Raw genomic sequence first — 22198 nt, 5'->3', positions numbered from 1 at the left:
TGAAAAATTATGCCGGAGATCTCAGGAATTCAGTCTGATTTTAAGCGTGATTTGAGTGGGAAACGGCGCTGCGGAAGCTCCGCATACCGATTGCAGTAATCCCGTAATACAAAATATGAAAAACGGCAAAACGTGCACGCACACCGCGCACAGCTGTTTTACCGTCCGAACGAGCAAATGAAAAACGGCGCACACCGGACAATGTTCGCCGGTACATTCGTGGTCGATATACCGTACGGTGCTCAAAAGGGAACACAGAGCACACAAAACGAGCAGCATGCACACGATTTTACCGATTTTCATGCGTTCTGCCCCTCCGAACATTCCGTACAAATTCCGTAATACACGGTTTTCACCGTGTCAACCGATAATCCGTGTTCTTCACTCATATGCCGCTGTACGGCTTCCAGTTCCGGGCAGTGAAAATGCATCAGTTTTCCGCAGGATTCACACTTGAAATGGAAACAATGCTCAGGAGCACCGCACGCGGATTTTCCGACGAATTCAAAGCACGCGCCGCTTTCCGCGTCGACGGTGTATTTTTTTACGGTACCGTCCCGCACCATTTTTTCAAGCTGCCGGTATACGGTTGCCGTTCCGACCGCTATACCGTTTCGGCGGAAATGATCGACGATGCCGCGCACGGTGATATGCAGACCTTGACGTTCCGAAAGGAACGCTAAAATCAGCGTCTGCTGTTTTGTCTGATACTGTGCCGAGCCGTTCATGTTTTTTCCACCCGATTCCGTTTTTCGGCATATGGCCGACTTAAAAATGAGAACGATTCTCATTTTACCGATTTAAATCGACACTGTCAACCGAGCGGGCACAAACGCTTGACACTGAGCAAACTCAGCGCCGCCAAAATTGCAACGCTGCGTAGTTCAGGCGGAAACGGGTGCTCTGTGTGGCAGGATGTTTTTAATTCCCTCGGCAATCTGTTTTGCAACGGCGGGATTGTTCATCGTATACAGATGGATGCCGTCGGCTCCGCTTGCGGCAAGATCGACAATTTGATTTTCGGCATAGGCGAGTCCCGCGTCCCGCAAAGCTGCCGGATTGTCGCCGTAGCGGTCGAGTATCCGCGCTAGCTGCGGCGGAACGGACGCGCCGCAGAGTCCCGTCATTTTTTCTATCTGCTTTTTGTTGACGACCGGCATTATTCCGGCTGCAACGGGAACGGTAATTCCCGCAATCCGGCAGCGTTCGCAGAATCCGGAAAACAGGCCGTTTTCAAAAAACAGCTGTGAAATCAGAAAATCCGTTCCCGCCCGTACTTTGTCCGCGAGCGCGCGGACGTCGCTGACCCGGTCGGGCGATTCGGGGTGAGATTCGGGATAGCAGGCGCCGGCGACGCAAAACGACGGAAACCGCGTCCGTATGAACGAAACGAGATCCGACGCGTATGAAAATCGGCTGCCGGTGGCAGCTTCGCCGCGGCGGTCGCCGCGCAAAGCCAGAACGTTTTCTATTCCGGCGTCTTCCAGTTCATGCAGCCAGCCTTCGACTTCCGCTTCGGTGCCGTTCAGGCAGGTCAAGTGAACGAGCGGTTCCAGCGCGTATTCGTTTTTGATCCGTTTGGCAAGATCGATCGTCCGTCTGCCGGTCTCGCTGCCGCCGGCGCCGAAGGTAACGCTGATAAAATCGGGACTGCATCCGGCAAGAATGTCGAGCGTTTCGCCGATGTCGCGAAGCGCTTCGTCGTGTTTCGGAGGAAAAATCTCGAACGAAAACGACTGTCTGCCCTTTTTAAACAGTTTTGATAATTTCATAAAGCCTCTCCTTTTATAATACGCGTGCGGACTGCTTCCGCCGCTGCAACCATATTTTTCAAACTGAGTTCCGTTTCTTCCGGTGCCCGCGTTTTGAGTCCGCAATCGGGATTCACCCACAATTTTTCCGCCGGAATTTTTTTCCGCATCGTTTCCAGAGACGCGATCATTTCCTCCACGGCGGGAACACGCGGCGAATGGATATCGTATATGCCAGGGCTGGTTTCCGTTTCAAAACGGTGCGCTTCAAGCGAATCCAGAATATGCAGCTTGGATCTTGACGCTTCAAAAGTAATCACATCCGCGTCCATCGCGTCTATTTCCGCAATAATATCTTCAAATTCACTGTAACACATATGCGTGTGTATCTGGGTTTCATCCTTAACTCCGCTGCAGCACAATCGGAACGCTTTGACCGCCCAATCGAGATACTGCGCGCGCGGGTTTCCGGCACGCAGCGGCAGTTTTTCACGGAGCGCCGCTTCATCTATTTGAATGATGCGGATTCCGGCGGTTTCCAGATCGAGTACTTCGGCGCGCACGGCGAGTGCGATTTGAAAGGCGGATTCCGAAAGGGAAACATCCTCACGGGGAAACGACCAGTTGAGAACGGTCACGGGTCCGGTCAGCATTCCTTTTACCGGTTTCGAGGTAAGGGACGCCGCGTACGCGCTGTACGGAACGGTAAGCGGTTTTATCCGCGCAACGTCGCCGAAAACGACAGGCGGTTTTACACACCGCGTTCCGTACGACTGCACCCACCCGTTCTGCGTAAAGATGAATCCTTCCAGATTTTCACCGAAATATTCGACCATATCGTTCCGTTCAAATTCACCGTGCACGAGTACGTCCAGACCGATCGATTCCTGCAGCCGGATACAGTCCCGTATGAATCCACGGATATTCCGTTCGTACTGCTCCGCCGACAGTTCGCCTTTACGCAGCAGCGCCCTGTTGCGTTTGATTTCCTGCGTCTGAGGGAAAGAGCCGATCGTCGTGGTCGGCAGCAGCGGAAGTTTCAGTGCGGCGTGCTGAAGCGGGCGGCGCTCCGCGCGCGGACTATTACGCGTAAAATCCCGTTCCGACAGCGATTCAATCTGCCGCCGTACGGCAGCGTTCCGCTGCACCTGTGTACCCTTTACTTTCCCGTTGCGCACGTACGCTGCGTCGGCTTCCCGTAAAGCCGGCGGCAGTTCGGCAAGGCGCGCTATGTCCGTTAACTCCGCCAATTTTTCTTCTGCAAAAGCAAAACGCTCTTTAACCGCCGCGTCCAGCGCGGTTTCCGCCGCCAGCGAATACGGTACGTGCAGCAGCGGGCACGACGTCGACACCCATATCCGGTCGGAGCCGATGCGGGCCGAAGACCGCAGCGCGTCGAGTATTTTCACAGACGCGGCGTAGTCGTTTTTCCAGATATTTTTACCGTTTACGACTCCGGCAACGAGCACCGTACCGGCAGGAAATCCGTGCTGCGCAATGAGCGACAGATTTTCCGCGCCCTCAATGAAATCGAGTCCGACTGCGCCGAAAGGCAGCGCGATGATATCCTGATAGCAATCGCGCACGTCGCCGAAATGGGTCTGGAGCAAAACGCGGCAGCGCGGATCGACGTCTTCCAAAATCGCTTCGTATAATGACCGGAACAGATTCCGGTCGTCGGTACTCAAATCCCGCACGAGTGCCGGTTCGTCAAGCTGAATCCACGGGAAACCGCGCGCCGCACATGCTCCGATAAGCGCTTTATATGCGGAAGCGAGCGGACGCACAAAATCCCGAGGCGTACAGTCCGTAAAACGGGAACAACCGAGCAGCGTATACGGACCGACAAGAGCAGGCCGGCTGCCGGCGGTACCGAATACGGCTGTAATTTCGGCTGTCTTTGCAAAAAACGGAACGGAGTCAAGCGCAACGCTCGTCGTCCGATCGAATTCGGGAACCAGATAGTGATAATTGGTGTTGAACCATTTTTTCATGGTAAGCGCTTTGACGTCACCGCCCGTACCCTGATACCCTCTCGCCAGTGCGAAATACGTATCAAGCGGAGACAGTCGCAGCCGCTTATATGCAGCCGGCACGATACCGAACAGAACCGCGGCGTCGAGCATGGCATCGTATAATGAAAAATCTCCGCACGGAACTTGCGTAATCTGTGCATTTTTTTGTGTCAGCGCAGCGTCCCGCAGCAGCGCGTCGGCGGCGGCACTCAATTCCGCTGAGGACAGCGCCCCTTTCCAGTATTTTTCAACGGCAAATTTGAGTTCCCTGTTTTTTCCGATACGGGGATACCCCGATATGGTTGTCTGCATAATATCCTCCGGCAATAAGCGTACGGATACTATACGCGTTTTATTCCGTTATGTAAAATACTTCTTTTTTATATTCAGTTATAGTTTATTTCTATACCTGAATGTGTTTTTGCAGCGCCTTCAGGTATGAAGCGCACACGCGGCTGGCAGTTCGGTCTTTCAGCGTTATCGTACCGACGTGCATCGGCTCACCGCCGAGCAGCGGCCGGGCGATGATGTTCGGCCCGTTCAATTGTTCGCTGATAATTCCCGTACACAGCGTGTAGCCGTCGAGCCCGATCAGCAGATTGAACAGCGTCGCCCGATCGGAAACTTTTATCATTTTATCGTAATGATGCGTGCTGAGTATTTCTTCCGAAAAATGGAACGAATTGTGTTCTCCCTGCTCGAACGAAAGAAACGGATACGGCGCGAGGTCTTCCATCGTAAGCGCCGTTTTCGGTGCGAGCGGATTCGTTTTGCTGATAAACACGTGCGGCTGCGCAGTGAACAGGGCGGTGAACGTCAGACCGCAATCGCGGATAAGTTTTGAGAGCACCGGTTCGTTGAAGTCGTTGATATATAAAATTCCCAATTCACTGCGGCCGCTGTGCACGTCTTCTATTATCTCATACGTGCGCGTTTCACGCAGCGTGAATTCGTATTCGGCATTGCCGAATTCTTTTATCACGTCCACGAACGCGTTGACGGCGAACGAGTAATGTTGGCTGGAAACGGCGAAGTGCTGCCGCCGCGGTTTGCCGTTCAGATATTTTTCCGCGAGCAGCCGTTCCTGTTCGATGACTTGCCGCGCGTAGCCGAGAAATCTGCTTCCGTCGCCGGTTACCGTAATACCGCGGTTCGTCCGCAGAAAAACGGCGAAACCCAATTCCGTTTCAAGTTCACGGACGGCGGCGGACAGGCTCGGCTGCGACAGATGAAGCGACCGTGCGGCTTCGCTGATATTTTTGGTTTCCGCAACGGCGAGCACGTATTTCAATTGCTGCAGCGTCATAGCGTGGAATCCATCGTCAGCCGAGCGCCACGTCGAGCACCATCATGACGGCGAAGCCCGCCGCGAAGCCGAGCGTACAAACGTCGGTTTTTTCATCGCGCGTCGCTTCGGGCAGCAGTTCTTCCACGACGACGTATATCATCGCACCGGCGGCGAACGCAAGCAGATACGGCAGCGCGGCGGTAATGATACCGGTCAGCAGAATCGTAACGAGCGCGGCGATCGGTTCAACAGCGCCGGACAACGTGCCGTACCAAAACGATTTGAGTTTACCGTTCCCCTGATTCCGCAGCGGCATGGAAATGATGGCGCCTTCGGGAAAGTTCTGCAGGGCGATACCGATGGAAAGCGCGAACGCCGCCGCGGCCGACACCATTTCGTTCTGCTCCAGCAAGCTCGCAAAAACGACGCCCACCGCCATTCCTTCGGGAATATTGTGCAGCGTAACGGCGAACACGAGCATTGCCGTCTTTCCCAGCGCCGTTTTGGGGCCTTCGGGCCGTTCGGCCGCGGCGTGCAGGTGCGGAATCACCCGGTCGAGCGTAAACAAAAACGCAATGCCCAGCGCGAAGCCGGTCAGCGCCGGAATGAAAGCGAATTTTCCCATATCGCCCGCCATGTTCATCGACGGAATGAGCAGCGACCAGACGGAGGCTGCCGTCATAACTCCGGCGGCGAATCCCATGAGCAGACGCTGCACGGTGTCGTTCAGATCTTTTTTCATCAGAAACACGCAGGCAGCTCCCAGAGTTGTACCCGCAAAGGGAATAAGCAATCCCAGCACCACAGACGACATATATCCTCCTATCGCATTTACCGCGCGCTGTCAGGAAAATCGCATTGCTCCGAACAGTCGAGTTCAAACAGATGCGTCCAGCCGGAATGGTAAAACCGATGAATTTCCATAATGAATCTTCCTGCGTCGGCGCGCGGAAGACGGTGGAACACGAGTTCCGCAATCGACGTGATAAAATTGCTCGCAATAACGTGCACCGTCATCGGATCGAGCTGCGTTTTGACCAGCTGTTCCGCGCTTATCCAGCTGACGAGTTCAAGACATTTATCCGCATACAGATCGGTCATACGCTGCAGAAATCCTTCGTGCGTACTGCCGGCGGATTTTTCGAGCAGCAGAACGAACGCATCGAAATCACTGTACAAATAATCGATGAAAGTGACGAACAATTCGTCTTCATACTGATGGTGCGCTTTTCCGAACGGATCCTGCAGCTGCAGATGCTCCGCTACGCTCGCTTTTTCAAGAATGCTGCGGGTAACGCCGGCGGCATCGTCGACCAGCGCGCAAAAAAGCGCGTCCTTGTCGGCAAAATGCCGGTAAAGGGCGCCGGTCGTAACGTCCGCGTTCGCCGCTATCGTGCGCAAAGAGGCATTCGTAAATCCTTTTTCGAGAAATTCCTTTTTTGCACTCGCAAGAATGTTTTTTTTGGTTACCGCGGGATTGTCCTTCATATTCCGTATTGTATGATAACGGAGTTTTCGGGTCAAGGCGTAAGCCGGAATATCTGAAAATGATAACGTTCGGCAAGAGATAAATTTTCCTGCGAATGCTTGACAGATAACATCGTTATCCGTATTATGTCCGGTATGATAACAATGTTATTTAAATAACATTGTTATCATAAGCGAAATATGCGGAGGATGATGCATGTCACTTTCAAAAATAAACGCCTGGTTTCAAAAAGCCGGCGCGTTCCAGATCAGACACCGGAAACTGTTTCTCGCGTGTATTCTGATCGTGTCGATCGCAGGACTCACCGGGCTTTCCCGCCTGCGTATAGAAGACAATCAGGACGGATGGTTCGACGACACCGAGCAGATCCAAATCGATCAGGATACGTTCAAAGCCGTTTTCGGCAATGAAGACGCCGTCATGGTACTCGTACAGGCGCCCGACGTGTTCGACCCGCTCGTACTGGACGCGATAGACCGGCTCGGGAAACGCCTTGAAGCCGAAGTGCCGTTCGCCGACCGCGTTACGTCTCTTACGGAGCTTTCCGTTTCAAGAGGGACGGACGACGGATTTGAAATCGTCAACCCGTTTGAAGACGGCATTCCCGGCGGCGGCAGACCGCTCGCCGAATTAACCGAAGCGGAACGGGCGGAACTCGCCGAAAAAAAGGCTTTCATTTTGAGCCGTTCCGCGCTCGTCAACAATCTGGTTTCGGACGACGCCGCGGAAACCTGGGTAATTCTTTCATTGCTGCCGTTTGAAGACGACTTCGCCGATCAGTACGAAGTCGGCGACGCGGCTATTGCCGTGCTCGAAAGCGCCGAGTTCGCCGGCGGTGCCTATACAATGAAAGCGTCCGGCATGTCGTACACCGAAACCGAAGAGCGCGCGGTCATTCTGAAAGAAGCGGCGCTCCGTGTCAGTTCCGGCTTTATCGTCATGCTCCTGTGCCTCGTCTTTTTCGTAAAATCGCTGCGCGGCGTCCTCGTACCGATCGCGGCAACCGCGCTCGGCATCGGCTCGGTACTGGGATTCTGCGGCTGGTTCGGCATTGCCGCCGATTCCACGCTGATAACGCTGCCGATTCTGCTCGGCATGGCGCTCTCGGTCGGATACTCGATTCACTACATCAACGCGTTCCGGCTGCAGTTCAGAAACAGCGGAAAACGCGCCGAATCGGCGGTGGCGGCCGTAAAAGAAACCGGCTGGCCGATTCTGTTCACCGTCGTTACGACCGTCGGTTCGATGATTTCGTTTATGACCGTCGGCATCGGACCGCTCAAATGGCTCGGCGCAACGTGTGCGGCTATCGTGTTCGCCGTATACGTGTACGTCATCGTCCTGATACCCGTATTGCTCAGCTACGGAAAAGATTCTTCAATGGCAAGTGTGCCGACCCCCAAAGACGTACAGCTGAAAGAAAAGGCCGAACAGACTGATCGGCGATTCGAGCGGTTCGGCGCGTTCGTCTTGAAGCACAAGACGGCCGTGCTTCTGTTCGGCACGCTCGTAACGGCTGCGTCCGTCGCCGGAATATTCCGCATGACGGTAAATATGGATTACATCGAAATGATGGGAAAACGCATCCCGTACGTAGCCCGGCTGCAAAGCATTCTCGAAGCGAAACTGGGCAGCCAATACAGTTACAATGTGATGATCGAATTTCCCGAAGCCGATGCGTTCAAAAATCCCCTAACCGTGCAGGCGCTTGAACGGGAAACGGCGGAACTCGGTACGCTGCGGCTGACCCGCGTTTCGGGCGGAAAACCGCGCGTTACGTCGGTCGTCGATATCGTAAAGGAAATGCATCAAACGCTGAACGGTGATGATCCCGCGTTTTACACCGTTCCCGACGATCCGGATTTGCTGACGCAACTTCTGTTCCTGTATGAAATTTCAGGCGGAGAAAATCTTTCAAACTGGCTCGACGACGACTACCGTACGACGTTCATACACGTCGAACTGAGCGGATACGATGCGAACGACATAGTTCAGGATATAGCCGACGCGCGGCGCAGCGCCGAATCGCTGTTTCCGCAGGCGAACGTTTCCGTCGTCGGAACCGTCGTCAACTTTGCCGAAATGAATCATAAATTGGTCGTAGGTGAACTCAAATCGTTTATGGGCTCGTTTCTTATCATCGCGCTGCTGCTGACGCTGGCGTTCGGCAGCGTGCGGATGGGACTGATCGGTATGATTCCGAATTTGGCGCCGGTCGCGCTGATCGGCGGTATTATGGGATACTGCGGATTTTCGCTCGACATGCTGACGATGACTATTATGCCGATGATTTTGGGAATCGCCGTAGACGATACGATTCACTTTACCAATCACGTCAAATATCAGTTCGAGTCGACCGGAAATTATCGGCTGTCGATACTCGCAACGTATCGGGAAATCGGGAAAACGCTCGTCATGACGACGGTTATTCTGTGCGCGATGTTTTTGATGTACACGTTCAGTCCGATGGCGACGCTGTTCCGCGTCGGGCTGCTCGCTATCATCGGACTCGGCTCGGCACTGATAGCCGACTACACGCTTACGCCGGTACTGATTTATCTGACCAAACCGTTCGGTAAAGAACGGTAAACACGAATATGTTTACGGAGGAACGAAACATGCAATCACGTATTATCAACCGTGCGGCCGTCTGCTTTTGTGCGATGCTGGCCGTCGCCGCAGCGGGAATTTCCGAACCCGCCGCGCATGAAAATTCCGAACCCGCCGAGCTCACCGCCCTCGCGGTCATGCAAAAAGCCGACAGCGTGGAAAAAGGAGACACCGGCACGTACACGGCCGTGATGACGCTCACGAACAAAAAAGGCGGCGTACGCGTGCGGGAAGTCGTCTGTTATATGAAAGACTACGGCGATACGGACAAAACGGTTATCGTGTTCCGCACGCCCAAAGACGTGGCGGGCGTCGGTTATCTGATGTGGGAATATGAGGACGCCGCCGACGGCCGTGAAAAAGACGCGGACCGCTGGCTGTACATGCCCGCTATGAAAAAAATCCGCCGTATTTCTGGCTCGGGAAGCGGCGATGATTTTATGGGAACCGATTTTACGTACGAGGATATCGGCGATCGGGGTCTTTCAAAAGACACGTTCGTCCTTCTCGGTACGGAAAACGTCGGCGGTACGGAATGCAGGAAAGTGGAATGCACGGCGAAAAACGCAAATGAAAAAAATCCGCGTCGGATTTTATGGATCCGTGCGGACAATTATCTGCTTCAGAAAGCCGAATTTTACGATCGGCAAAACAATCTGCAACGGACACTGACGTGTTCCGACATCGCGATGATCGACGGTATTTGGACCACGGGAAAAATGTTCATGGAAAACGTACAGACCGGGCACTCCACGCTGCTCGAAATGAAAGACGTGCGCTATAACGTGGACATCGACGATTCGCTGTTTACGGCCGCGGCGCTTGAACGCGGCACGATCCGGTAGCGGGGTTTATGCATATGAAAACGATACCAGACAATCGCCGCTGCTGCAGGCCGAAAGCCGCGGTCCTGTTCCGCACAGTTCTGCTGTTTGCGGCCGCAGTTCCCGCCGCCGCGAATCCGACGGTCGACGTACGGTTTTCCGGCAGCGTCAAATCCGCCGCGGGTGCATATATATACGGAAAAGAAAACGCAGGGCACCTTTCCGCGGCTAAAACGGTTGCCGCTGCCGCTGTGGACGCGGCGGCGGGCGGCGGGACATTGTTCGTTGCCGCGGACGTGTCGCTCGACGCACTCAAAACGGACGCAGCAGACGGTATAACGGGAACGCTCCGCGAAGCGTATTTCAGCTGGACGGGCACGCCGTTCGCGCTGCGTGCGGGAAACGGCGGTTTGCAGGCGGGAATCACCGTCGGACGGCAGATCCATGCCTGGGGAAAAGCGGACGGGAAACGAATCGCGGACGTGTTGTGCCCGCAGGATCTGACGACGCTTTCCGCGGCGGACTATCGGGAAAGCAGACTCGGCGTCGACGCCGTAAAAGCCACCATTTCCGGTGCGTATTTTGCTGCGGACGCGTATTGGATTCCCGTTTTTCGCCCGTCCGCGCTGCCGCTGGAAAACGGAAGCGCACTCGCAAACGCACTCGTTCCGAAAACCGTTTCGCTCGGCGCGACAGCGCTGCCGGTTACCGTCGGCGATATCCGGAAACCCGAAGCGGCGCTTGAAAACGGCTCGTACGCCGCGCGCGTCGGGTTCTGGCTGCCTGCGGTTGATTTTTCGATATACGGATATTACGGATATGACGATACGCCGGTTCTGTCGTACGCAATCGAATCAGACGGCGGCAGTCCAACGGGAATCGGCGTTTCGGGAACGTATCACCGGTACACGATGGCGGGAGCCGACGCGGCCGTCCCGCTCGGTTCGTTCGTACTGCGTGCGGAAGCGGCGTTCTTCCGCGGCCGGGCGTTCGCACTCGACCCGGCGGCGGCGCTTTCCGGTGCGGCGGGAGAAACCACGTACCTCCGTAAAAACCAGCTGGCCGCGCTTGCCGGCGTCGACTGGTCGTACGGTATGTGGACGGTTACGGCGCAGTATTATGAAGACGTCGTGTTCGGCACTGCGGCCGCGCTCGGCCGGAAAACGAGGGAAAACGGCGCGACGCTGAACGTTTCAGGCAGTTTTCTGCAAAACACGCTGACAGTGTCGCTGAGCGGCGCCGTCGCTTGGAACGATTTGGACAGTTGCGCGTCGATTGGCGCCGATTACGCACTTTCGGATCAGATAACGCTCACGCTTGCCGCCGCCGGATATTTTCCCGGTCCCGAATCGGACGGAACCTACGGCGTGTATAAAAACATGAGCAGCGTCCGTATCGAAGGCATTTACCGTTTTTAATGGTACGGTTCGGCGCAAACCCGGCGGAATTCCGGTCAGCGGTTTTTCCGATCCAGATACGCCGCCGCAGATAACGCGGCGACGTTGCCCTCGCCCGCCGCTTTAATATACTGATACGGTTTTCCGACGATATCGCCGCAGGCAAAACAGCCCGGCACGTTCGTTTCCATAAGCCGGTTTACGGCGACGTGATTATCCGTAACGGTCAGTCCGGGCATAAGCTGCGACGGCGCGATACTTTCGCGCAGAATGAACACGCCGTCCACGTCGTACGCAGCGTTCGGGGTTTTCAGCTGCCGCACCGTATCGGTTCCGATTACGGCTTCCGGTTTTTCCCGAACGACTTCGACCGCAGCGGAAACGTGAACCTCGTCCGCGTATAAAGGAAAATAGTAGACTTTCGCCGCAAGGCCGGCCAGAAAATCAGCTTCGGTTTCTTCCTGCGCGGAAGAAGCGATTACGGCGACCCGCTTTTTTTTATACAACGGGCCGTCGCACGTCGCGCAGTAGCTGACGCCCCTGCCGAGCAGTTCGGTTTCTCCCGGATAGGGCTTTGCAACGGTAACGCCGGTTGCAAGAACGACCGATTCGGCTTCATAGAATTCTCCGGACGTTTGTATGCCGAAATGGGAATCCATCGGATATACGGCGCTGACGCGCGCTTCGGTTACGGCGATATCCATATCGGCCAAATGAGCGCGAAACGCTTTTTCCATTTCGGCGCCGCCGACGGAGGGAAGTCCCAAGTAATTCTGCACCGTGTGTGCTTTTCGGATTTTCAGGCTTATGCCGCCGCTGCCGAGCAGCAGAATCTTTTTATTTCTGATTTTTGCCGTAAGCGCGGCGGACAATCCCGCCGGTCCCGTTCCGATGATCGCGATGTCATATCGTTCCATAAAACACTCCAATAAATTGCGTACGTTTTCCGTTTCTTTAAATGTACGCAATCCGCCGGATTCGGTCAAGAATATCAGATGGTATTGCAGAACATAACGTATAACCGTGCAATATGAAAGACAATTATGTTCCGCCGCAAAAACGCAGTGATATTGACAAACCTGAAAGTAAAACAGTTCTTAAAGAAAGGTCAGACGCACCATGCGAATCAGAGGTTCCTGCCGTTTCTTTTGATGAGCCAAGAGAAAATAAAAAAGGTATTTTTTTCTGGACACAGATCGAGAACTTTTTAACGTTGAAAGTTGCTTCCATATTACATAACAAGAGAATATTATCAAAAAAATTACTGCAATCGGGATAACTGACAACAGTTCTTCCATCATAAAGCCAATTCTGCTTATACGATTGAACCATACGCATATTTGTGCTATTACTTGGGAAAAAAGCTGCAGCTACTAAAAAAGAACACGAAAAGATTTTCCCGACAGAGGATACTGAAGCTCCGCAATATACGGTGTGAAAATTGATAAATCCGTCTATATTAACAGCACGATACGGCCAGTAAAGGAATTTCCAGTCTGGTATATTCGTCGTATCACAATAAACAGCTATATCAGACGAAGCATATGCATACCCAACCGAAGGCATAAATTGCAGCAATCGGGCTTTTTCCGTGCGTTTCTCCCAAACTACGTTGTACATTCCGGCACAAAACCACGCATCCATGTCCGCAATCGGAACATTTTCCGATGTCAGCAGCGCGGCATTAAACGTACCATACAAACCTGAAAAACAATGTCTGCCGCTCTTTACGTCAGCATTACCCGCTTTTACCGATACTCCGCCGAAACGTAAACCGGGAACATCCGGCTTACCATAAAAATAGTAACAATCACCTTCTCCAAACGATAACTCGAAAGTACAAAAAAAAGGTTCTACAATACATTCGCCTATCCGTGCAAAATTGAACGAGACGGGCAGTGAACAGTAAAAATCACCGCCTGAAATTCCGTCATTTTGAAACGACTTCTCGTCAGCCGCAATGCCGATTTTTTTTGATGAAATTAATCCGCCTGCAAGATGCAACGAAACAGCGGCGTCGTAAAACTGCGGAATCTGAATTCCGTAAGTTACTCCGCCTTGCAGCATCCAAAGATTACCGCTGAATATTTCATGCGAAGCGTTGATTTGCCCAAACGAAAAATCTGCGGCAATATATCCGCTTGTAAAATCAAGTTCTGACTGCACATTCGCGCCATGAAACGTAATTGTTCCTGAATCATCAGTATAAAGTATGCCGCCGTGTCCCGCCGCATCAGCATTTACCGATAGTGCACCTATTTTGTGAGTAATAAAAAATAACCAGATAAGACAAAGAACAGCACGCTGCCAAAATAATGTTTTCTGACAGCGTGCCGCCGTATGCTTTTTAATCAGCATTATTAAAAATAACTGCTTACTTCAAATAATATACGGCTGCATCTGACTTAATAAAATCATCAAGGCCAACGAGCTTGATATATTCATACGAGTCAAACGGAAACACACCGCTTACCACATCGGTAATAATAGAAGTATCAACCGCCAAAGAAACATAACTCCAAGCTGAATTACTGATAGTTTTATAATTTGCCACCGTCAGTTTATAAAAAGCATCTTGATAACCATCATATACATACACATAGAACTCCGGTGTTCCATTGCTGCCGGTAAGGAAGTTTGTCAATGCAAAATAACCGGGAGTAAAGAATTTGCCAAAATCAATACTGATAGCGCCTAAAGAGCACTTTGTCTTATTCTCTATCGCATTGAGAACTGTTGCTACCATTTCAGCATATTTGTCGCAGTATTTTTCCATCTCGTTTTTAAATGCTTCCGGATAATTTCCATTTGTATCTGCCGTTATATTGCTATATGAGGTAAGGATTTCAGTCAGTGCTTCCGTGAACGTTGCGTTGGCAGCATTCATAAAAGCAGAGCCGTTTGGTCGTGCGGATAAAACATTCTGAACAAACGGATCGATACTGGAATCAAACTCAAAACTTGCCGGGTCAGTGAATGCTTTTTTTGTCCATGACAAATCATAATTCAAGTTATATGACTGCAGCCACTGTAATGCACCTTTAAACAGTTTCAGGCTTGCAATAATTGCAGTTGCTTCATCTTTGCCAACCTTTACCGTTTCATCTGTTCCAAGGATTCCTTCCGCTCGTAATGCGCCAATAAGATCCGCTGGAATATCGACCGCAGCAGTCATGGAATTAATTCTGCTGCAAGCTTCCGTAAATGTTGGGCCAAAAACACCTGCAATAAGATCATCAACCAGACCGTTAAAACCGTCAGTATTTAAATCAACAATGTTTGCAAGCATCAGAATGGATAACGTTTCCGTCGTTTTTAGTCCCTTAAAGAGTGAATTTGTATATACTTCACTATTTTCAAGCCATTCAGGAAGTGTAAATCCCGGATAGTTGGATCCGTTACTCGCTTTAATTTTGTAAGAATCGCAATAATTGGTACATACAACATTCTTCGCATCAAAAGGCTTGTCAATACCTAAATCATCGTTATAGTATTTACTTCCATCATTGGGATCTACAGACACAGGCAGCAAGTAATTACCAGTATCAGACTGTTGTATATCCGTAAGATACTTACTGTAGAAAGAGGTATCGTAATAATAACTGTAATAATACGAATTAATAAACATATCAGTATTATTAGGCGACTTAACATAAACAGATGCACAAGGAACGTCTCCGTCTGCAGTATCCACTACCCTTCCCGCCACGCGTACATACCCTGACCACAAAGATGTTGCGCTTATTTCGTATTCATCAATCCAAACTGTATGAACATCTTCGTATGCAGTATCAAACCAACTGTCAGACAAAAGCGCATTTATGCTGCCGGGATACGATGTCATGCCAAAATGATCCCGAATTAACGTTTTTACTTCATCGCTCATGCTAATCATTGCAAGCTGCGTTAAACCGGAGTACAATTTTGCTTTGTCGTCTGTAGGATCTTTACGATATGCCAACTCAAACATATTAAGCCCTTCGGAAAACTGCTTGTTCAGCAAGTAAGTAATGCCCTTTTGAATATAGTCATTAACCTCTTCAAGTTTTTCCGTTGACCATGCTGCATACAGCGTAAAATCAGCAGTTACCTTTTTTGAAAACGTATACAGCGACTCTGTTGCAGCAGCGTCCGTATACCATCCTGCAAAATAGGAACCCGATTTTGTAGGTTCAGCCGGTTTTGCCAGCGTTGTTCCAGCTGCCACTGTTACTGGCCCAATATTACTGCCGCCATTTGTCTCAAATGTAACAGTGTAATAAGTGGACTCTTTTTCTCCGCCGCCAGGCTGCTCACAGGAAAGCAGACACAGAAGCGATAACCATAATCTGCACAACTCTTTTCATCACGAACTCCTCTCTTTGTGTGATAAAATAAAAAAAAATCCGCCCCTGTGCTTATTTTAGTTGCACAAGAACGGATTCCTCTTAAAAAAAGAAAAATTTATCTGATTGATTGATTGATTGATTGATTGATTGATTGATTGATTGCCAAGTTCAAATACTTTTTTATCTTCATTATGTTATTATAAATGATATTCTTTATTTTGTAAAGCTCTTTTATTGCCGCATCACTAATCGCACAATTAATACAGCCTTTCTGATTATCTTTTTCCGTTAGTGGCTGGCGCACATATGGGGGGTGGGTAACGTAAAACGAACGCGGTGCGGCGGCTTTATCGTGTTGCGGCCGCACCGAACGTTCAGTAGTATATCAGATACGGTCTTTCGTCAAAACGGACACGCCGGTATCGATGTTTTTTTCCGCAATCGGTTTTCCGCCGAGAACGGCTTCCGCAGCTTTGATTCCTTCGTATCCCATGACGTCGGGATTCTGCGCCATCGTACACAGCAGATAGCCTTCTTTTATCAGCTGCTGGATCATATCGGACTTGTCGAATCCCACGCCGACGACCGCAGCGCCGCTTTCATGGATGGCGTTGCCGATTCCGACGGTGGAACCTTCGTTCGCACCGAATAAGCCGACGACGCCCTGCGTAATGAAGTTCGCCGCCGCGTCTTTTGAGCGCGCCGCATCGCCGTCGCAATACTGCGTGGCGAGAATCGTAAAGCCGGTACCGTCGAAGGCGCTTTTGAAACCGTTTTCACGCGCCACCGTCGATGCAGTCGCGGCGTTTACGCTGATAACGCCGATGGAACCGCCGGTGATTCCGGCCGCTTTCAGTTTTGCGAGCATCTGTTCACCGGCCGTTTTTCCGGCAGCTTTATTGTCCGTCGCAAGCGTCGCTTCTCCCGGATAATTGGCCGCAGAGTCAACGTAAATGATTTTAACGCCGGCCGCCGTTGCTTCCTTGAGCGCCGAAGTTACCGCGTCCGGACCGTTCGCCGCGAGCAGAATTGCATCGGCACCCTGCGCGACCGCATTGTTGATGCACTCGATCTGCTGCGCGTCGTCTTTAACGGCCGGAGCGTTCCATTTATACTCGATATTGCCCAGTTCTGCCGCCGCTTTTTTTGCGCCTTTGTCAACGTTCGCCCAGTGTTGATCCATCTGATCCATCGTTATAAGCTGCACTTTGAATTTCCGCGCCGCGGAATCCTTATTGCCGCCGCAAAACGCACCGGCAACCGCAAACGACAGAATCAGCATTCCCGCAAGTATTTTTTTCATAGTTATTTCCTCCTTACGCTATGAAACTGTTTATGTTCAGGATAAAGCGAACCCGAAGCGTATCGCTTTCGGACTGCTTTTCCCGATTTTCAACCATTATTACGCGAATTACGCATTACGCGAATTACGCGTCTTTGAACTTTCCGCGTTTAATCCGCTTGCCGCCACGCACGATCACGTCCAGCAGCACCGACACGACGACGATGACTCCGATGACGATATTTCTGATAGCGACCGGCGCGCCGGCAAACTGCAATCCGTTTTGCAGCACGCCCCAAATAGCCGCTCCGATGACGGTGCCCAAAAGGATTCCCTGCCCGCCGAGTGTCGAAACGCCGCCGATAACCGACGCGGCGACGGCGTACAATTCGTAGCTGTTTCCCGCGTCCATCGCACCCATTCCCGCCGACGCGCATTGAGTCAGCCCCACGACGCACGCGCAGACGGCGGACACCGCGTATACTTTGACCGTCGTCGACAGAATGCTGATGCCGGACAATTTGGCGGCTTCGGGATTTGAACCGATCGCGTATACGTGCCGCCCGGAACGGGTCCGCGCAAGCAGAAAATTGAACAGCAGCCAAAGCACCGCCGCAATCCACACCGTTGAAAATATGCCGAACACTTTGCCGTAATAAAAGAAATTCCTGAAACCTTCGGCGGCGGGTCCGATGCTGTCGGTATTGTAGTTTCCGTTCGCTATCTGCGCTATGCCGCGGGCGATCGTCATGGTACCGAGCGTCGCGATAAACGGCGGCAGTTTACAGCCGGCGACGAGCAAGCCGTTGGCGAGTCCGACCAAGATGCAGCACACGAAGGTAACGGCGACGGCAATCCAGGGATCGACGCCGTGAGTCATCAGCGTCGCGCTTATCATCGTGGACATGCCCACGACCGAGCCGATGGACAAATCGATATTGCCCGTAATCAGAACGTAACTTTGCCCGATACCGATGAGCAGTATCGGCGCAATCTGACGCAGCAGATTGTTCATGTTCCGGCTCGAAAAAAACGTCGGATTCAGAATTCCGAACACGGCGCACAGAACGACCAGTCCCGCGGCCACGGTAAGCACTTGTCCCATACCGCGTATCGCCGCCATACGTCTGAAAGGATTTTCGTATTTCATAATTACCCTGCCTTTTTCTCGAATTTGGTTGCCAAAACCATAATATTTTTCTGCGTCGCTTCGCTTCCGGACAATTCGCCCGAAATTTTTCCGCCGCACATGACGGCGATCCGATCCGCCATTCCCAAAATTTCGGGCAGTTCGGATGACACGAACACGACGCCGATTCCCTGCGCTTTGAGCCGATTCATCAGCTGATAGATTTCGACTTTCGCCGCGACGTCTATTCCCCTGGTCGGCTCGTCGAAGAACACGACGCGGCTTTTTCGGGACAGCCATTTCGCGACGACCACTTTCTGTTGGTTTCCGCCGGACAGCGACGCCGCCGCCACTTCGGCATGGGGCAGTTTTATCTTAAAGTTCAAAACCGCCCGTTCCGTAAGTTCCCGTTCCTTTTTGCGGTTTACGATTCCGAACGGATTGCACAGCAGGTCGAGGTTCGGAAGCGATATGTTTTCACGTACCGCCAGTTTCGTGCACAGGCCGTCTTTTTTACGGTCTTCCGGAGCTAAAACGATGCCGCAGCGGATAGCGTCGGCGGGCGTGCGTATCGTAACGGGTTTGCCGTCGAGCACGATTTCACCACTCGTTTTGCCGTCTACGCCGAAGATCGCGCGCGTCAGTTCCGTACGCCCCGCTCCCATAAGTCCCGCGATGCCCAAAATTTCACCTTCGCGGACGCTCAGATTCACTCCCGATACGAGAGAGCCCGCGCTCAAGTTCGTAACGCTCAAAATCGTTTTTCCCGGCGTACAGGAAATCCGCGGAAATTTTTCTTTTATTTCACGGCCCACCATATCCGTAATTATCCGGTCGAGCGTCGTGTCCTGCCAATTTCCCGACATTATGTATTTGCCGTCGCGCATGACCGTTACGCGATCCACGATGTGCTGCAATTCTTCAAGCCGATGAGAAATATACACGATGCCGACGCCGTTTTCTTTCAGCGTGCGAATGATTGAAAACAGTTCGTCGATTTCCTTACTCGTCAGCGCGCTCGTCGGTTCGTCCATAATGAGAATCCGCGCACGAGCGGACAGCGCTTTGGCAATTTCGACCATCTGCTGCTTCGATACCGCCAAATCACCGACTTTCGTATCGGGATCTATGTCGATGCACAGTGATTTCAGCACGCGCGCCGCCTCCGCGCGCATCGCCGCTTCGTCGAGCAGTCCGCCTTTACGGCAATATTCGCGGCCCAAAAACATGTTTTCGGCAACGCTCAGATGCTGGCACATCTGCAGCTCCTGATGGATGATCGCCACGCCGTGCCTGCGCGCGACGACCGGCGTGATGTGTTCCAGATTTTCACCGAAGATCCGTACCGTTCCGGAATCGCGCGCGTACACTCCCGACAGAATTTTCATCAGCGTTGATTTTCCGGCGCCGTTTTCACCGAGCAAGGCCATAACCTCTCCCGATCGCAGTTCAAAATCCACTTCGTCCAAAGCGCGTACGCCGGGAAACGTTTTGGAGATACGATTCATTTCCACAATGACTGGCGACATGCAGTCCTCCCTTTACGTATTTCAGTCTAAGGCCGGTTTTGCCGTTTGAACAGTATGATATTCTTTTGAAACGGGGGGATTTTTTTACGATTGCGGCGGCTAGCGGACGACCAAGCCGTAGGAAGCCGCCTGATCGAAACGTTCCGGCGGCAGTTCCTTTTCTATCCGGCCGTCCTGCAGGAGAATCAGCCGCGACGCCGCCTGCAGCGAATCGGACAGAGAAACGGCGAGAATGACGACGGTGATGCCTGCGCGGCGCAGCTGCGAAATGTATTCCAAGATTCGGATGCGCTGATACATGCCCATACCGATAAACGGCTGCACGATGAACAGAACCTTCGGCCGTTCGAGCCCGGCGCGCAGATATATCAGTTCGTACAGTTCGCGCTGACCGAGCTGATATAAATTGCCGCTCTCCGCGACGTCGCCGACGATCCGCCGGTACTCGCCGCACACGTGCGCGCGGTACCGTTTGAAAAGCCAAAAATGCGGCAGTTTGCGGCTGGAATTTTTAAGCGTCAGATTATCGATATAGCTCAAGTCGTAAAAAAGCGTTCGTCCCGCCGGTTCTGCCGGAATGAACGACCACAGCAGCGGATTACGGTACGCCTCCGTACCGTCGATAAAAACGCGGTACTCCGGCCGGCGCGCCGCAAACGGTGTCCGGGCGAACAGCGCGTCGGCGATCCGCGGTATCGTTTTATTATCCAGATCGAGCAGCACCAGACATTCGCCTTTAAAGACTGTCAGTGCGAAACCGTTTTTGCCGCGTATCGTCGCCAGCGGCTCCGCCGCCGGCGCGGCCGGCCGGGGCAAACCGGTGATCGACTTGATAAAATCTTCACTGACGACGCTCATCATGCGTTCCGTCACGGCCGCCGACGCTTTGTTGAGCACGACCGTGCCGGCGTACATGACGGCGAGCCGGGAACATACGGACATGACTTCCCGGTGATGATTGCACAGATACATGCAGGCGATTCCGTCTTCCGCGGCGAGTTTCCGTATCAGCAGATGCAGGCAGGCAAGTTCTCCGGCGCTCAAAAACGAAGACGGTTCGCGCACGACGATCACTTTGCAGCCGAACGTCTTTGCTTTTATGATTTCGACCCGGCAGCGGTCGAGCGCGGAAAGCTGATCGGGATATTCAGCGCCGGTCAGTTTCATTCCGTACGGTTCAAAAATCATGCGGATCTGCCGGTTCAGCTTCGCGCGGTGAACCAAAAGCGGTCCTTTTTTCTTTGCGAAAAAAAACATATCCGCAAGGTTCAGCGCGGGGATGAGATGGCTGACGGATTCGACGACGGCCGCTTTGTTTTCTTTTGCCGTACAGCCCAGATAACTTGAAACTTCCTTTTCCGCAAAGAACAGATGGCCGCGGTCAAGCCGCCGGTTATGCAGAACGAGTTCGACCAACGCGTCCAGTCCCTGATTATCCAGAGAAATGAGTCCGAGTACGTCGCCTTCGTAAAGTGAAAACGTTACTTCACTTAACTGTTCTTCGCCGTCCCGTGACAGACAGACGTGCCGCAGCGACAGTATTTCGCGCTTCACCGGCAGGACTCCGGCGCGGGAGGAAGGACGATTTCAACGGTCGTTCCGATTCGGGGCATACTGCAATACGTCAGTCCGCAATGCATTCCGTACAGCAGCCGCAGCCGCTCGTTTACGTTAAAGACGGCGATTCCGCGCTGTTTTCCCGTACGTTCCGCCGACGAAAACTGCATTCCCAGCTGCCGGTTCATTTCTATCAGCTTATCGTGCGCGATTCCTTTGCCGTTGTCTTCCACCGTCAGAATCAGATTACGCGGCGTGCTGCGCGCGTCGATCGTGATTTCCCCGCCGCGCACGCGGTCTTCCAATCCGTGAATGATGGCGTTTTCCACGATGGGCTGCAAAATCAGCTTCGGCAGCCGGTAAAACTGCAGCGGACTGTCCTGCGGAATGAGAACGTGCAGCCGGATACGGTCGCCGAAGCGGAATCGCTGTATGGTGAAATAATCCCGTACGTTTTTCAGTTCGTCGGCGAGCGTTACCGTTTCGGACATAGTGCTCACCGTGTAACGGAAAAAGTTCGCCAGCGTTTCCGACATGTCGGCAACGGTGGACAGCCCCGCGACGACGGCCTCCGATCGGATGGCTTCCAGCGTGTTGTATAAAAAATGGGGATTTATCTGATTCTGGAGCGCCAGATACTGTGCCCTGCGCCGGTTTTCTTCCTGCTGAAAAGCTTCGTCAGACGATTCCAGCTGCGCTGCCAGCAGTTTTTCCGTTGCGGCCGAATAATGCAGCCGGATACGCCGCACCGATTCCGTTCCGTTTCCCTCAAGATACAGCCGCACGTACCGTTCCGTTTCGGCGAAAGCGCGAAAGCACGCGAACGCCGCAATCGCCACGGCCAGGCACACGCTGATAAGAGAACCGGTCAGGAGGCCGCTTTCAACGTGTCGGAACGCCAACGCTCCTGCCGCCGCCGCGCACGCTGCGGCAAGCAGGACACACAATATCCGGATCAGATACAACGGCTTCCGTTTCACCGCGGACGGCGGCCTCCGT

Annotated in this window: 18 protein-coding genes; 3 read left to right on the top strand and 15 right to left on the bottom strand. The window is 52.6% G+C overall.

All coding sequences use genetic code 11. The features are described from left to right. Positions 1 to 21: 21 nt before the first annotated feature. The 7 genes from TREBR_RS06385 to TREBR_RS06355 all read right to left on the bottom strand — a co-directional run bounded on the left by TREBR_RS06385 (position 22) and on the right by TREBR_RS06355 (position 6542). Positions 22 to 303, bottom strand: coding sequence for a hypothetical protein (locus tag TREBR_RS06385; protein WP_013758381.1), 282 nt, complete (start codon positions 301 to 303; stop codon positions 22 to 24). Continuing rightward, positions 300 to 728 (bottom strand): Fur family transcriptional regulator, encoded by a 429-nt coding sequence (locus tag TREBR_RS06380; RefSeq protein WP_013758380.1) that lies wholly within the window; start codon positions 726 to 728, stop codon positions 300 to 302. Before TREBR_RS06380 ends, TREBR_RS06385 begins: the two co-directional genes overlap by 4 nt. Before the next feature lie 156 nt (positions 729 to 884). Then, the gene (metF, locus tag TREBR_RS06375; RefSeq protein ID WP_013758379.1) at positions 885 to 1772 is read right to left on the bottom strand and encodes a methylenetetrahydrofolate reductase [NAD(P)H]; all 888 of its coding nucleotides are present in this window, start codon (positions 1770 to 1772) and stop codon (positions 885 to 887) included. Further along, entirely contained in the window at positions 1769 to 4078 is a 2310-nt protein-coding gene (gene metE, locus TREBR_RS06370) for a 5-methyltetrahydropteroyltriglutamate--homocysteine S-methyltransferase (RefSeq protein WP_013758378.1), read from the bottom strand. The genes metF and metE overlap by 4 nt, the downstream gene beginning before the upstream one ends. A gap of 91 nt (positions 4079 to 4169) precedes the next feature. Next, positions 4170 to 5072, bottom strand: coding sequence for a LysR family transcriptional regulator (locus TREBR_RS06365; protein ID WP_013758377.1), 903 nt, complete (start codon positions 5070 to 5072; stop codon positions 4170 to 4172). A gap of 16 nt (positions 5073 to 5088) precedes the next feature. After that, positions 5089 to 5868 (bottom strand): ZIP family metal transporter, encoded by a 780-nt coding sequence (locus TREBR_RS06360; protein ID WP_013758376.1) that lies wholly within the window; start codon positions 5866 to 5868, stop codon positions 5089 to 5091. 17 nt (positions 5869 to 5885) lie between these two features. Then, a complete protein-coding gene (locus tag TREBR_RS06355) occupies positions 5886 to 6542 on the bottom strand; it encodes a TetR/AcrR family transcriptional regulator (RefSeq protein WP_013758375.1) in 657 nt (218 codons plus the stop codon). 196 nt (positions 6543 to 6738) lie between these two features. Here TREBR_RS06355 and TREBR_RS06350 point away from each other — a divergent pair, with 196 nt between their 5' ends. From TREBR_RS06350 to TREBR_RS06340, 3 genes are read left to right on the top strand one after another with little or no spacing between them, the layout of a single operon-like run. Beyond that, positions 6739 to 9132, top strand: coding sequence for an efflux RND transporter permease subunit (locus TREBR_RS06350; RefSeq protein ID WP_013758374.1), 2394 nt, complete (start codon positions 6739 to 6741; stop codon positions 9130 to 9132). 29 nt (positions 9133 to 9161) lie between these two features. Further along, on the top strand, positions 9162 to 9998 hold the full coding sequence (locus TREBR_RS06345) for an outer membrane lipoprotein-sorting protein (protein ID WP_013758373.1): 837 nt from the start codon (positions 9162 to 9164) through the stop codon (positions 9996 to 9998). Positions 9999 to 10012: 14 nt separating this feature from the next. Next, on the top strand, positions 10013 to 11395 hold the full coding sequence (locus TREBR_RS06340) for a DUF1302 family protein (protein WP_156786620.1): 1383 nt from the start codon (positions 10013 to 10015) through the stop codon (positions 11393 to 11395). 35 nt (positions 11396 to 11430) lie between these two features. On the opposite strand, the gene TREBR_RS06335 is transcribed toward TREBR_RS06340, so the two are convergent. The 8 genes from TREBR_RS06335 to TREBR_RS06295 all read right to left on the bottom strand — a co-directional run bounded on the left by TREBR_RS06335 (position 11431) and on the right by TREBR_RS06295 (position 22179). Beyond that, positions 11431 to 12291: an NAD(P)/FAD-dependent oxidoreductase gene (locus TREBR_RS06335; RefSeq protein WP_013758371.1), complete on the bottom strand. Its 861-nt coding sequence runs from the start codon at positions 12289 to 12291 to the stop codon at positions 11431 to 11433. 124 nt (positions 12292 to 12415) lie between these two features. Beyond that, positions 12416 to 13732, bottom strand: coding sequence for a hypothetical protein (locus TREBR_RS06330; RefSeq protein ID WP_013758370.1), 1317 nt, complete (start codon positions 13730 to 13732; stop codon positions 12416 to 12418). A 16-nt stretch (positions 13733 to 13748) separates the two neighbouring features. Beyond that, positions 13749 to 15710, bottom strand: coding sequence for an InlB B-repeat-containing protein (locus tag TREBR_RS06325; RefSeq protein WP_041610354.1), 1962 nt, complete (start codon positions 15708 to 15710; stop codon positions 13749 to 13751). 377 nt (positions 15711 to 16087) lie between these two features. Continuing rightward, a complete protein-coding gene (locus TREBR_RS06315) occupies positions 16088 to 17005 on the bottom strand; it encodes an ABC transporter substrate-binding protein (protein WP_013758368.1) in 918 nt (305 codons plus the stop codon). 124 nt (positions 17006 to 17129) lie between these two features. Beyond that, entirely contained in the window at positions 17130 to 18134 is a 1005-nt protein-coding gene (locus TREBR_RS06310; protein ID WP_013758367.1) for an ABC transporter permease, read from the bottom strand. Between the two features lie 2 nt (positions 18135 to 18136). After that, positions 18137 to 19642 (bottom strand): sugar ABC transporter ATP-binding protein, encoded by a 1506-nt coding sequence (locus TREBR_RS06305; RefSeq protein WP_013758366.1) that lies wholly within the window; start codon positions 19640 to 19642, stop codon positions 18137 to 18139. A gap of 99 nt (positions 19643 to 19741) precedes the next feature. Next, a complete protein-coding gene (locus TREBR_RS06300) occupies positions 19742 to 21196 on the bottom strand; it encodes a sugar ABC transporter ATP-binding protein (protein WP_013758365.1) in 1455 nt (484 codons plus the stop codon). Beyond that, the gene (locus tag TREBR_RS06295; protein ID WP_041610696.1) at positions 21193 to 22179 is read right to left on the bottom strand and encodes a sensor histidine kinase; all 987 of its coding nucleotides are present in this window, start codon (positions 22177 to 22179) and stop codon (positions 21193 to 21195) included. Before TREBR_RS06295 ends, TREBR_RS06300 begins: the two co-directional genes overlap by 4 nt. Positions 22180 to 22198 lie beyond the last annotated feature (19 nt).

Origin of the sequence: Treponema brennaborense DSM 12168 (assembly GCF_000212415.1) — a bacterium.
In the GTDB taxonomy this organism is placed as follows: domain Bacteria; phylum Spirochaetota; class Spirochaetia; order Treponematales; family Treponemataceae; genus Treponema_F; species Treponema_F brennaborense.
This window is presented reverse-complemented; position numbering and strand designations above follow the sequence as displayed.